The organism is Specibacter sp. BI4, assembly GCF_056680095.1.
This window is the reverse complement of the sequence record NZ_CM155265.1, coordinates 2,809,657-2,821,604: the sequence shown is the minus strand read 5'-3', so window position 1 is coordinate 2,821,604 and position 11,948 is coordinate 2,809,657. Positions and strand designations below refer to the sequence as shown.

Sequence of the window (11,948 nt, the reverse complement as noted above, 5' to 3'; positions counted from 1 at the left end):
CGCATAGCAATGGAAATGCCCGGCGCGTCGGCCTTTCAGGCGGACGCACCGGGCTTGGTTGGTGGCGGTGGCTACTTGGCCGGGATGGTGTCCGAGCCGCGGCGCAGCGCCACGTCGACGATGTTCGTTCCCACGGCCAACATCAATGAGGCACCGGCCATGTGGGCGATGACCAGCAGGATCGGGATGCCGGTGAAGTACTGCCAGTAGCCGATGAAGCCCTGCACAAGCACCGAGGCAAAGAGCAGGATCGCGGCGTGGCGCATCATGTCCCCGCTGCCGTTGCGCCACACAAGGATGACAAGCAGCAGTGCTGCAGCCACCAGGACGTACACGGGCACCACATGGATGCGCGTCACCAGGTAACCGTCAAGCCCCATGCGGGGGGACGTGGCATCGCCCGAGTGCGGACCGGACCCGGTCACCAGCGTGCCCAGCACAACTGCCAGATAGCTGGCGGCGGCGGCGACAACACTGAGCTGCCGGACCGGGCGGGCGGGGCGCGCAAGGTTGGTGGGCGCCGTCGTGCCTGTCCTGCCGTAAACCCGGTTGACGAGCAGCATGGACACGACAACCAACGCGGCCGAGACCAGGAAGTGCAGGCTCACCACAAAGGGGTTGAGGCCCGTCAGCACGGTGATGCCGCCAATGACTGCCTGTGCGGGAATGACGGCAAGCAGGCCAAAGGCCAGCCAGAACAGCTCCTTGCGTTCCTTGCGCAGGTTCCACAGCAGCACGAGCAGGGCAAGGCCGACGGCGGCCAGGGCGAAGGTGAGCGTGCGGTTGGCGAATTCGATAAACCCGTGGATGCCCATCTCGGCGGTGTTGGTCAGGGACTCGTCCGTGCACTTGGGCCAGGTGGGGCAGCCCAGGCCCGAGCCCGTGACACGCACGACGCCGCCGGAAACGATGAGCACACCCTGGCCGATGAGCGAGCCCACCGCGAGGCGCCTGATCGCGGGGGTAATGCTGGTGGGCAACCTCTCGGCAACGTTTCGCAAGGTGGTTTGCAATCGTGCACTGTTTTGACTCACTTCTGTGACGCCTTTCAATTCCATTTGAACCACTTGACTGCTGCGACGGCCGCAACCACTGCCCATGCCAGCAAAACTACAAGCCCCCACACGTCCAGCCGGCTTTCGATCAGGGCTGCCCGCATGAGGTTGCCCAGTGCGCCGGAGGGGAGCCATTGCACGAAGCCGTCCAGCGTGCTGGAGAACTTCCCGGCGGGGAGCACGATCCCGCCCACGGCCGCAAACAAGATCCAGCCCAGGTTGGTGATGGCAAGGGTTGCCTCCGGACGCACCGTGCCTGCAATGAGCAGGCCAAGCGCGGTGAACGCCGCAGCCCCCAGGACGAGCAAGGGGATGCCCAGCAGCACACCGGCCAGCGGCGGGCGCCAGCCCATGAACGCTGCCACGGTGGAGATCAGCACGACCTGCAGGCCCAACGCCACCAACACGGCAATGACCTTGCCGGCAATCAGGCCGCCCTTGCCCAGCGGCGTTGTGGAGAGAAAGCGCAACACGCCGTAACGGCGGTCGAACCCGGTGGCGATGCCCTGCCCGGTAAACGCCGTTGACAGCGCACACAGGGCAAGGATGCCCGGCGTGGCAATGGCGACCCTGGGATGGCCCATGCCGTCAAGCAGGGGAGTGACAACCAGTGCAAGCAGCCCCAGCAGCGGCATGACAACCATGAGCACCAGCTGTTCGCCGTTGCGCAGCATCGTCCCGGCCTCATACTTGCCTTGATTGATGATTCTGCGTGGGAGGGTGGCGGCCCGGCCCGCCGGTGCATCGTGAAAGAGCGTGCTCATGAAATCCCCATGGCTTCCGGTTTCGTGGCGGTTTCCGGCATTGCGGCGGCCGGTTCCCCGCGGGATATCGCCAGGAAGACATCCTCAAGTGATTGGGACGCCAGGTGGACAGAGGTTGGCATGATGGCGTGCTGTGCGCACCAGGAACCGAAGCGGCCCAGGTCCGCCGGTTCAAGCTTGCCGGCAAGTGCGTAGCTGCCGGGGCGGGTCTCGGTGCAGGACAAGCCTGAACGGGCCAGTGGCGACAGGTCAAGCTGCGGCACAGCCTCAAATGTCATGACCCGCCGGTTGAGGGCCGCCGTCGACTGCTCCAGCAATTCCTGCACGGTGCCCTGCGCAACCGACTCGCCCTTGTCCACGATGTAGACGTAGTCGGCAAGCCGCTGGGCGTCATCCAGCAGGTGGGTCGTGAGGACGATGGCCTTGCCGCTGTCACGCAGTTCCCGAATCAGCTCAAACACCATGAGCCGCGACTGGGGGTCGAGACCCGCGCTGGGCTCGTCGAGAAAGAGCACTTCCGGATTGCCCAGGAGGCTTGCCGCCAGTGCGACCCGCTGCTTTTGGCCTCCCGAGAGACGGCGGATGTTTGTGTCGGAGAACTCACCGATGCCGAGCCTGTCGACCAGCGCATCAACACTGAGCGGGTTTGCGTAGAGGCCCGCAACGTGGCGCAAAAGTGCCACCGGGCGGGCGGCAGGCGGCAGCCCCCCGTCCTGGAGCATGACGCCAACCCGGGCGCGCAGCCCGGCGTCGGCGTTTTGCGGGTCGTGGCCCAGCAGCGAAATACTGCCACCGGTGCGGGTTTGCAGGCCCTGGGCACACTCGATGGTGGTCGTTTTGCCTGCTCCGTTGGCACCAAGCAGCGCGGTGACTGCACCAAAATGCGCCTTCAGGCTAATGTTGGAAACGATGCGTTTCATCCGGCCATCAAGTGCCGGCAGGGGTCCCACGTCCTTGATGAGCCCGGAGATTTCCAGGGCAGGGGAAAGTGTCTTTGTCACGCGGCTATTGTACGCGACGGAGTTGGGTGCTTGGCCGCAACGGGCAGGACCGTGGGTAGGCTCACCTTAGTGGCACCGGGTATCCAATTACGGCATACTTGTGTTGTGTATTGTTGTAGCTTCTTTCAATTGCGTGGAGGTGTTAATGAGTCAGCATGTTGAGCCGGCGATAAACTCCGCCGTTGAACCTGACGAGCGTACCCGCGACCGCGTATTGACCGCCGTCCTGGAACACGGCCCTGTCAGTGCAGCGCAACTGGGCACCCTGCTGGGCCTGACCCCGGCAGCCGTCCGCAGGCACCTGGACACCTTGACCCGGGAAGGCCTCATCGAGGTCAAGCTTGTCAGCAACGCCAAGAGCGGTGCCGGCCGCCCTGCCCGCAGGTACGTGGTTTCCCGGCGCGGACAAACCGAAATCGGTGACGATTACCTGGAAATCGCCAAGTTGGCGCTGGGCGAGATTGCCGGCACCCGTGGCGACATCGGTGTTGTTGAATTTGCCGAGCGCCGGTTTGCCAAAATGGAGGCCAAGTACCAGCCTGTGGTTGACGCTGCCGGAACGGATGTTGGCGCCAGGTCCAAGGCCCTCGCCGCGGCGCTGAACAAGGACCGTTTTGTGGCCACCTCGAATTCGCTGAACCCGGGCACCGCCATGGCAGCGGAACAGTTGTGCCAGGGCCACTGCCCCATCCAGGAACTTGCCAGTTCCTTCCCAGAATTTTGCGATGCCGAAACGCAGGTGTTTGCCCGGCTCATCGGGGTCGACGTGCGCCGGCTTTCCACCATGGCCAGCGGCGGGCATGTGTGCACCACACATGTGCCCACCGGTCGTGCCGTGGTGCGCAAACTTGGTGCCGTGCCGGCTGGCAGCCCACCACCAAGGGTTTTGCCAGCGAAGCTGGTGCGAGCCCCCGGCACGCCGGCATCAATCGTTCCGACGGGCAACCAACGCCCGGCGAACCTAATTTCCAACCATCAGCAAGAAAGGCCGTGATGACGGATCAAATAGCGCAGGATGTAGGCGCGGAGACTGCTGTCGAAGACACCACGATCAACCACATCCTCGAAGCAAACCCCGAGCTTGAAGGCCTGGGAAACTACGCCTTCGGCTGGTCGGACAAAAACGAGACCAGCGACAACGCCCGACGCGGCGTGAACGAAGAGGTTGTCCGCGACATCTCGGCCAAGAAGGGTGAACCCCAGTGGATGCTGGACATGCGCCTGAAGGGCCTGAAGTACTTCGACCGCAAGCCCATGCCCACCTGGGGTGCGGACCTGTCGGGCATTGACTTCGACAACATCAAGTACTTCGTACGGTCCACGGAGAAGCAGGCGACCACGTGGGAAGAGCTGCCGGAAGACATCCGCAACACCTACGAGAAGCTTGGCATCCCGGAGGCTGAGCGCAACCGCCTCGTCGGCGGCGTCACGGCCCAGTACGAGTCGGAAGTGGTCTACCACCAGATCCGTGAGGACCTGGAAGCCCAGGGTGTCATCTTCACCGACACCGACACCGGCCTGCGCGAATACCCGGAGCTCTTCCAGGAATACTTCGCCACCATGATCCCCATTGGCGACAACAAGTTCGCCTCGTTGAACACGGCTGTCTGGTCCGGCGGTTCCTTTGTGTACGTCCCCCCGGGCGTCCACGTGGAGATCCCGCTCCAGGCCTACTTCCGCATCAACACCGAGAACATGGGCCAGTTTGAGCGCACGCTGATCATCGCCGACGAGGGCAGCTACGTGCACTACATCGAGGGTTGCACGGCACCGATCTACACCTCGGACTCGCTGCACTCCGCCGTCGTCGAAATTGTGGTGAAGAAGAACGCCCGCGTTCGCTACACCACCATCCAGAACTGGTCCAACAACGTGTACAACCTGGTGACAAAGCGCGCCATTGCCCACGAAGGCGCCACCATGGAGTGGGTCGACGGCAACATCGGCTCCAAGGTCACCATGAAGTACCCGGCCGTGTACCTTGTGGGCGAGCACGCCAAGGGTGAAACCTTGTCGGTGGCATTTGCCGGCGCAGGCCAGCACCAGGACACCGGCTCCAAGATGGTGCACATTGCGCCGAACACGCAGTCGTCCATCATCTCCAAGTCGGTTGCCCGCGGTGGCGGACGTGCGGCGTACCGCGGCCTGGTGCAGATCCGTGAGGGTGCAAACCACTCGGCCAACACCGTCCGCTGCGACGCGCTGCTGGTGGACACCATTTCACGGTCCGACACGTACCCCTATGTTGATGTTCGTGAAGACGACGTCTCCATGGGCCACGAGGCCACCGTCTCCAAGGTCAGCGAAGAGCAGCTGTTCTACCTGCAGTCCCGCGGCATGCCTGAGGACGAGGCCATGGCCATGATTGTGCGCGGCTTCATCGAGCCGATCGCCAAGGAACTGCCCATGGAATACGCACTTGAACTGAACCGCCTGATTGAACTGCAGATGGAAGGGGCCGTCGGCTAAATGACCGAGCTCACGCAAGAACAAGAAACAGATTCAAAGGTCTGGTCGCAGGACTTCATCAAGGGCATGACCGAGGAAGGCGAGAGCCTCTCCGAGATCAACCCCGAGTCGGGTCCACTTGGCGGCAGCGCCGCCAAGGCCCACAGCCACGGCGGAGACAGCCATGGTGGCGGCGTCGGCGTCCCGGACAGCTCACGCGCCGGCCGCCTGACCTCCTACAAGCTGGCTGACTTTCCGGCCATCACCGGCCGTGAAGAGGACTGGCGCTTCACACCGCTCAAGCGCCTGCGTGGTCTGGACCGGGTGGGCATCAAGGGCCAGGAACTCACTGGCCCCGCCCCCGTCGTTGAGGTTTCCAAGCCCGACGGCGTGACGGTTGAGACCGTGGGCCGCGACGACGCTCGCATTGGCACGGCAGGCATCCCTGAGGACCGTGTGGCTGCCGCCGCATGGGAAAACTTCAAGGAAGCAACTATTGTGACTCTGCCTGCCGAGTTCGCCGGCACGGCAGACAATGTCACGACCTTGACGCTGACAGGCCAGGGCGACACCCCGGCCGCAGCCCACATTGTGGTGCAGGCGAAAAAGTTTGCAACAGGTGTTGTCGTTCTTGACCACCGCGGCACCGCCGTGTTGAGCGAGAACGTCGAGGTCGTTGTCGAGGACGGCGCCAACCTCACCGTTGTCAGCATCCAGGACTGGAACGACGACGCAGTGCACGCAAGCGCCCAACACATCTCAGTGGGCCGCGACGCCAAGGTCAAGCACGTTGTCATCAACCTCGGTGGCAACCTGCTGCGCACCACGCCGTCTGCCCGTTACACCAGCACCGGCGGCGATGTCGAAATGAACGGCCTGTTCTTTGCAGATGCCGGCCAGCACCTGGAACAGCGCTTGTTCGTTGACCACTCCACCAAGCACTGCAAGTCACGCGTCACCTACAAGGGTGCCCTGCAGGGCGAGGGTGCACACGCGGTCTGGATTGGCGATGTGCTGATCCGTGCCGAGGCTGAAGGCACCGACACGTACGAGCTGAACCGCAACTTGATCCTGACCCAGGGTGCACGTGCCGATTCAGTGCCCAACCTGGAAATTGAGACAGGCTTGATCGAGGGCGCCGGACACGCAAGTGCCACCGGCCGCTTCGACGATGAGCAGCTGTTCTATCTCCAGGCCCGCGGCATTGAAGAGGGAGATGCCCGCCGCCTGGTCGTGCGCGGCTTCCTGAACGAGGTCATCCAGAGCATCCGGGTTCCCGCGCTCGAAGAGCGTTTGCGCGACTCCGTGGAACGCGAATTGGCAGCGACACCGCAATGAGCGAATCCTCCACGCCCGCCGGCGTCATTGTCTGCCAAGACAGCGACGTCCAGGTGAAGTCAGCCTTGCTGGTCGAGGTCGACGATTACCCCATCGCCGTCGTGCGGGACTCCTACGGGGAACTGCACGCAATCGGGGACACCTGCTCACACGCAGAGATCTCCTTGAGCGAAGGCGACGTGGAGGACGGCACACTTGAATGCTGGGCACATGGCAGCTCCTTTGACCTGAAAACAGGCCAGCCGCTGACCTTGCCGGCATTCGAACCCGTGCCCGTCTTTGCCTTGAGCCTTCAAGGCAGCGACGTCTATGTGGACGTCACCAACATTCTTAACGGTGTCAGCACGCAGTAACAGCGTTCCCTGCAAGCACCGCCAACACACTTTTTAGGAGAAAATAGAGTATGTCTACTCTGGAAATCAAGGACCTGCACGTCAGCATTGTGACCGAGCAGGGCGTCAAGCCGATCCTCAAGGGCGTCAGCCTGACAGTCAACACCGGCGAAACCCACGCCATCATGGGCCCCAACGGTTCCGGCAAGTCAACCCTGGCAGCCACCATTGCCGGCCACCCGCGCTACACGGTCGACAGCGGCTCCATCACCCTCGACGGCGAAGACGTCCTGGCCATGACAGTTGACCAGCGTGCCCGTGCAGGACTGTTCCTGGCCATGCAGTACCCGGTGGAAATCCCCGGCGTCACCATGACCAACTTCCTGCGCACAGCCAAGACGGCCGTTGACGGCGAAGCTCCCAAATTGCGCACCTGGACGAAGGATGTCAAGGCTGCCATGGCGCAGCTGCGCATTGAGCCCGAGTTCGCTGAGCGCAACGTCAACGAAGGCTTCTCCGGCGGCGAGAAGAAGCGCCACGAGATCCTTCAGCTGGAACTCCTCAAGCCCAAGTTCGCCGTCCTGGACGAGACCGACTCGGGCCTTGACGTTGACGCGTTGAAGGTTGTTGCGGAAGGCGTAAACCGCGCCATCGAAGCCGGTGGCCTCGGCACCGTGCTCATCACCCACTACACGCGCATCCTGCGCTACATCAAGCCCCAGTTTGTCCACGTGTTCGTCGACGGCGCCATCGCCGAACAGGGCGGCCCGGAGCTGGCTGACCGCTTGGAAGCCGAAGGCTACGACCGCTACCTGGTTGCAGAGTCGGCTACGGCCTAGCAGCTGCACAACTCAACCACCGCTAAGAAGGAATCATGACTGACATCAGTGAAACAAGCGCAGCCGTCGTTGCCGGCCCAACTGACCTCGAAGACGTTGAGGAAGCCCTCAAGGACGTCATTGACCCCGAGCTCGGCGTCAACATCGTTGACCTGGGCCTGCTCTACGGCCTGCGCTACGGCGAGGACGGCGCCTTGCTGTTGGACATGACGCTCACCACGGCGGCCTGCCCCCTGCAAGACGTCATCGAGGAACAAGTGGAGAACTCCCTTGGCCCGATCGTTGACGAATGGCGCATCAACTGGGTGTGGATGCCGCCGTGGGGACCGGAAAAAATCACGGACGACGGACGCGACCAGATGCGGGCCCTCGGCTTCAACATCTAGTCTCAAGCATCCCGCTTTAAACAACTGGCCCGCACTTGTGGTCGTAAAACACGTGATTTCACGGCGTTTTGCGACCACAAGTGCGGGCCAGTTGTGGTTAATGGACGACGGCGGGATGCCGGCTTGCGCTGCTGGGCTACACCTCGGGGACGGCGAAGGTGTCGCAGGCGGCAAGGTCCGCGTTTTCGTAGCCCGTGTAGAGCCACTTTTGGCGCTGCTCGCTTGAGCCGTGGCTCCACGATTCCGGGTTGGTCCGGCCGGTGGCAGCCTCCTGAATCCTGTCATCGCCCACGGACGAGGCCGCTGACAAGGCGTCGTTGAGGTCGCTTTGCACCAACGGTTTCAGGAACGGCTCGCTGCTGCCGGGCGCCGGCTGGGATGAGGCATAACGCATCCAAATGCCCGCATAGCAGTCGGCCTGCAGCTCCGTGCGGACGGCGGCCGACTGGGCGCCCTGGGGGTCCTGCTGTGCCTTGCCGATGGTGCCGGTCAGGTTTTGGATGTGGTGGCCAAATTCGTGTGCAACCACGTACTCCTGTGCCAACGGACCGCCCGAGGAACCGTACTGGGTCTCCAGCTGGCTAAAGAAGTCGGGGTCAAAATAGGCCTTGTTGTCGCCCGGGCAGTAGAACGGCCCGACGGCTGAGGTGGCCGCGCCACACGCTGTGTCGACGCCGTCGGAGAAGATCACTGTCTTGGGCACCGAATACTGCACGCCATATTGGTCCAGGTAGCCGGGCCAGAAACTGTTGAGGGAGTTGGCCGTGCCGAGGATGCGGCAGTCAAGGCGGTCGTTGGCGTCCTGGCCAGTCTGGCAGCTCTCCAGGGCTGACCCCGACTGCTCAATCGCCGGCTGGTCCCCGCCGTCACCCAGGATTGCTGTCAGCAGGTCCGGGTTGATGCCGAGCAGCCCGCCAATGAGCACCACGATGCCGCCGCCCAGGCCCAAACCAACTTTGCCGCCGCGCCCCATTCCGCCACGGCCCCTCCGGTCTTCGGCCTGCGACGGGTCCAGCCTGGCACCTTCATTAAAAGTCATGACAATAGAGTAACCGCAACCCCGGGTTTCGTGGCCAAAACTCCTGCAGCCGCACGGGTGTGCCGACGATTTCATCTACGATGAAGCCAATGCCATTCATCGACAAACTCAAATACTGGGCCGCCGCTGCCGATGGCCGCCCTGCCATCGTCGTGGGCGAACAGCGGCTCGGCTACGCCCAGTTGCTCCTTGCCGCCAAAACCATCGGCCCGGCGGCGTCCGGAGTGGCGGTGATCGATGTTCCGGACAGCACGCAGCTGGCCGTCGAGTTTTGTGCCGCCCTGCTGCACGGGCGAACAGCCATGGTTCTGGATGCGGCCTGGCCGGACAGCATCCGCCAGGAGCTGGCGGACGCAGCGGCACTCTGGCAGGGGCAGCGGGAACCGCACGGCAGGGTTGGGGCCGAACCCTTTCTCCTGGGCCTCTCATCGGGAACCAGCGGGCTGCCCAAGGCGTTTGCCCGCGACACCGCTTCCTGGCGGGAGTCGTTCCTGCGGAGCACCGAATACTTTGACGTTGGCCGGGAATCCGTCACACTGGCGCCTGGACCAATGGCTGCAAGCATGAACCTGTATGCCATGGGAGAGTCCTGGTTTGCCGGGGGCACCCATGTGGGCCTGGCCCGGTTCAGTCCCGCCGCAGCGCTGCGGGCCATGGGAGCGCACCCCGTCAACAGGCTGGTGCTGGTGCCGACCATTCTGGAGCTCATCGCCTCCCGGGGCCTGGCGACCGGACAGTCCGGCGGGCAGCTTCGCTCGATCGTCTGTGCCGGCTCCTCCCTGAACGCAGGCACCCCGGAATTGGCCCGCGAGTGGGCGCCCAATGCGCGGATTCAGCAGTACTACGGGGCCGCCGAATTGGGCTTTGTGGCCGCCTCCACCCTGGAGCCGGCAGCAACCGCGCAGGACACACAGGGCAGCGGGGTCGGGTCCGCCTTCCCCGGCGTTCGCATCAGCATCCGGCAGCCGGACGGCCTGGCTGCGGCGCCCGGACAGCAAGGCGGCGTCCATGTCCAAAGCCCCTATGTCTGCAGCGGGTATGCGTGGGGCGACGACGGCCTGGCGTACTCATCCCTGCCCGATACAGGCCCGGAGGGCTCCGCCCCGGCGGATGCAGCCCCGTGGCACACTGTCCATGATCAGGGCTGGCTGGACGACCACGGCAACCTGCACCTCGCCGGCCGGGCCAGTGACATGATCATCACCTCCGGCACCAATGTTTATCCCCACCCTGTTGAGCAGCTGCTCACGGAGGCGTCGGGCTGTGCGGGCCTCACAGTTGTCGTCGCCGGAGTGGCAGATGCAGTGCGCGGCCAGCGGGTGGTTGCCGGGATCCACTCGCCGGACGGCCGGCTGCCCGAGATACGCCGGGCAGCGTCCCTGCTGCCGGCGGCTCAACGACCCAGCCAATACTTTGAGCTGGCGTCCCTGCCGCTCACCGGCAGCGGCAAGATCAGCCGCAGCATGCTGGCCCAATGGATCAAGGCAGGAGACCCCCGTGCCCGGCGCATCCAGTAGTCCACCATCACGCGCCCACGACAACACACCCGTGGTCGTCCTCGCCAAGCGCCTGCCCACGGCAAAAGCCAACGGCCCCTACCGCAACCACCGCGCCCATGAACTCGCCGCGGCCGTCATCGCCGCCGTCGTTGCCGAAGCCGGGATCCAGCCAGCGGAGATCTGCGATATTGTCCTGGGCAACGCAACAGGCGGGGGCGGCAATGTGGCCCGGCTGGCGGCACTCACGGCGGGACTGCCCAACTCCGTGCCGGGCCTGACTGTCGACCGGCAGTGCGGCTCGGGCCTGGAGGCTGTTGTGCTGGCCTGCCGCCTCGTCCAGGCTGGCGCGGGCGCACTGTACCTGGCCGGGGGAGTGGAGAGCATCAGCACCGCCCCGGCGCGGGCACACCGGGCCCGGGACGGATCGTTGGAGTTTTTCGAACGGGCACAGTTCGCCCCCTTGGCATCAGGTGACCCCGACGCCGGGGAGGCGGCGGAAAACGTGGCCGCCCACTACGGCATCACCCGGCAGCGGCAGGACGCCTATGCGCTGGAAAGCCACGCGAAGGCCGCCAGTGCTGCAGGCCGCGGACGGTTCGCCGGTGAGCTCGTGCCCTTCGCCGGGCTGGCTGCCGACCAGGGCCCGCGTCAACATCTCACGCCCGCACTCATGGCCCGTTTCCCGGCAGCGTTCGTGCCCGGTGGGACCGTCACGGCGGGCAACTCCTGCCCTTACAGCGACGGTGCCGCCATCGTGGTGGTGACCACCCTGGCCCGGGCCAGGGCCATGGCCGCCGCGGGGGGCCTGTCGCACGGCCTGGTCTTCCAGGACAGTTTCACGGCCGGCAATGACCCCGCGCTTTTGGGTGTCGGGGCAGCCCATTCCACCCGGGGGCTGATGCAGCGAACGGGGCTCACATCTGAGCGCCTGCGCGGCGGGCTGATCGAATTCAACGAGGCTTTTGCCGCCCAGGTGCTGGCCACCGCAGATCTCCTGGACCTTGATCCAGCGCTTTTCAACCGCGACGGCGGGGCGCTGGCGTTGGGCCACCCGTACGGCGCGTCCGGGGCCGTGTTGGTGGCGAGGCTGCTGGCCCAGGCCCAGACCGCCCGCAGCACGCCATCAGGGAGTACGGCACCAGGACCCACCGATGCCTTCGCGATGATCAGCATGGCCGGCGGCATGGGCATTACGGCCCACTTTCAAGCCGTCGAACTCTAACGCATGCCGCGACCCACGTGGCAGC

Annotated in this window: 12 protein-coding genes; 8 read left to right on the top strand and 4 right to left on the bottom strand. The window is 64.5% G+C overall.

Features of this window, described 5'->3' with window-relative positions:
• Positions 1–71: 71 nt before the first annotated feature.
• The 3 genes from AC1L6K_RS13000 to AC1L6K_RS12990 are packed head-to-tail and all read right to left on the bottom strand — an operon-like array spanning position 72 to position 2,820.
• Complete coding sequence (locus AC1L6K_RS13000; protein WP_480952769.1) at positions 72–1,013, bottom strand: COX15/CtaA family protein; 942 nt, start codon at positions 1,011–1,013, stop codon at positions 72–74.
• A 35-nt stretch (positions 1,014–1,048) separates the two neighbouring features.
• Complete coding sequence (locus tag AC1L6K_RS12995) at positions 1,049–1,819, bottom strand: ABC transporter permease (RefSeq protein WP_480949284.1); 771 nt, start codon at positions 1,817–1,819, stop codon at positions 1,049–1,051.
• Positions 1,816–2,820 (bottom strand): ABC transporter ATP-binding protein, encoded by a 1,005-nt coding sequence (locus AC1L6K_RS12990; RefSeq protein WP_480949283.1) that lies wholly within the window; start codon positions 2,818–2,820, stop codon positions 1,816–1,818. The genes AC1L6K_RS12995 and AC1L6K_RS12990 overlap by 4 nt, the downstream gene beginning before the upstream one ends.
• A 145-nt stretch (positions 2,821–2,965) precedes the next feature.
• Between AC1L6K_RS12990 and AC1L6K_RS12985 the strand changes: the two genes are divergently transcribed.
• Genes AC1L6K_RS12985 through AC1L6K_RS12960 form a run of 6 tightly spaced genes read left to right on the top strand, consistent with a single transcriptional unit; the run spans position 2,966 to position 8,163 of the window.
• Positions 2,966–3,814, top strand: coding sequence for a helix-turn-helix transcriptional regulator (locus AC1L6K_RS12985; RefSeq protein ID WP_480949282.1), 849 nt, complete (start codon positions 2,966–2,968; stop codon positions 3,812–3,814).
• The gene (gene sufB, locus AC1L6K_RS12980) at positions 3,814–5,289 is read left to right on the top strand and encodes a Fe-S cluster assembly protein SufB (RefSeq protein WP_480949281.1); all 1,476 of its coding nucleotides are present in this window, start codon (positions 3,814–3,816) and stop codon (positions 5,287–5,289) included. The genes AC1L6K_RS12985 and sufB overlap by 1 nt, the downstream gene beginning before the upstream one ends.
• Positions 5,290–6,606 (top strand): Fe-S cluster assembly protein SufD, encoded by a 1,317-nt coding sequence (gene sufD, locus AC1L6K_RS12975; RefSeq protein ID WP_480949280.1) that lies wholly within the window; start codon positions 5,290–5,292, stop codon positions 6,604–6,606.
• Positions 6,603–6,959 (top strand): non-heme iron oxygenase ferredoxin subunit, encoded by a 357-nt coding sequence (locus AC1L6K_RS12970; RefSeq protein WP_480949279.1) that lies wholly within the window; start codon positions 6,603–6,605, stop codon positions 6,957–6,959. The genes sufD and AC1L6K_RS12970 overlap by 4 nt, the downstream gene beginning before the upstream one ends.
• A gap of 50 nt (positions 6,960–7,009) precedes the next feature.
• A complete protein-coding gene (gene sufC / locus AC1L6K_RS12965; RefSeq protein ID WP_480949278.1) occupies positions 7,010–7,777 on the top strand; it encodes a Fe-S cluster assembly ATPase SufC in 768 nt (255 codons plus the stop codon).
• Between the two features lie 35 nt (positions 7,778–7,812).
• Positions 7,813–8,163, top strand: a complete 351-nt coding sequence (locus AC1L6K_RS12960; protein ID WP_480949277.1) for a metal-sulfur cluster assembly factor — start codon at positions 7,813–7,815, stop codon at positions 8,161–8,163.
• A gap of 136 nt (positions 8,164–8,299) precedes the next feature.
• Here AC1L6K_RS12960 and ypfJ read toward each other — a convergent pair whose 3' ends face one another.
• Positions 8,300–9,202: a KPN_02809 family neutral zinc metallopeptidase gene (gene ypfJ, locus AC1L6K_RS12955; RefSeq protein WP_480949276.1), complete on the bottom strand. Its 903-nt coding sequence runs from the start codon at positions 9,200–9,202 to the stop codon at positions 8,300–8,302.
• Positions 9,203–9,291: 89 nt separating this feature from the next.
• Between ypfJ and AC1L6K_RS12950 the strand changes: the two genes are divergently transcribed.
• Together AC1L6K_RS12950 and AC1L6K_RS12945 are read left to right on the top strand one after the other, a co-directional pair.
• Positions 9,292–10,719 (top strand): class I adenylate-forming enzyme family protein, encoded by a 1,428-nt coding sequence (locus AC1L6K_RS12950; RefSeq protein ID WP_480949275.1) that lies wholly within the window; start codon positions 9,292–9,294, stop codon positions 10,717–10,719.
• Positions 10,700–11,923 (top strand): thiolase family protein, encoded by a 1,224-nt coding sequence (locus AC1L6K_RS12945; protein WP_480949274.1) that lies wholly within the window; start codon positions 10,700–10,702, stop codon positions 11,921–11,923. Before AC1L6K_RS12950 ends, AC1L6K_RS12945 begins: the two co-directional genes overlap by 20 nt.
• Positions 11,924–11,948 lie beyond the last annotated feature (25 nt).

Excerpts from the sequence above, each read along its gene's own strand:
- sufD (WP_480949280.1), top strand. The coding sequence starts at position 5,290 with ATGACCGAGCTCACGCAAGAACAAGAAACAGATTCAAAGGTCTGGTCG.
- AC1L6K_RS12995 (WP_480949284.1), bottom strand. The coding sequence starts at position 1,819 with ATGAGCACGCTCTTTCACGATGCACCGGCGGGCCGGGCCGCCACCCTC.
- AC1L6K_RS12985 (WP_480949282.1), top strand. The coding sequence starts at position 2,966 with ATGAGTCAGCATGTTGAGCCGGCGATAAACTCCGCCGTTGAACCTGAC.
- sufB (WP_480949281.1), top strand. The coding sequence starts at position 3,814 with ATGACGGATCAAATAGCGCAGGATGTAGGCGCGGAGACTGCTGTCGAA.
- sufC (WP_480949278.1), top strand. The coding sequence starts at position 7,010 with ATGTCTACTCTGGAAATCAAGGACCTGCACGTCAGCATTGTGACCGAG.
- AC1L6K_RS12970 (WP_480949279.1), top strand. The coding sequence starts at position 6,603 with ATGAGCGAATCCTCCACGCCCGCCGGCGTCATTGTCTGCCAAGACAGC.
- AC1L6K_RS12950 (WP_480949275.1), top strand. The coding sequence starts at position 9,292 with ATGCCATTCATCGACAAACTCAAATACTGGGCCGCCGCTGCCGATGGC.
- AC1L6K_RS12960 (WP_480949277.1), top strand. The coding sequence starts at position 7,813 with ATGACTGACATCAGTGAAACAAGCGCAGCCGTCGTTGCCGGCCCAACT.
- ypfJ (WP_480949276.1), bottom strand. The coding sequence starts at position 9,202 with ATGACTTTTAATGAAGGTGCCAGGCTGGACCCGTCGCAGGCCGAAGAC.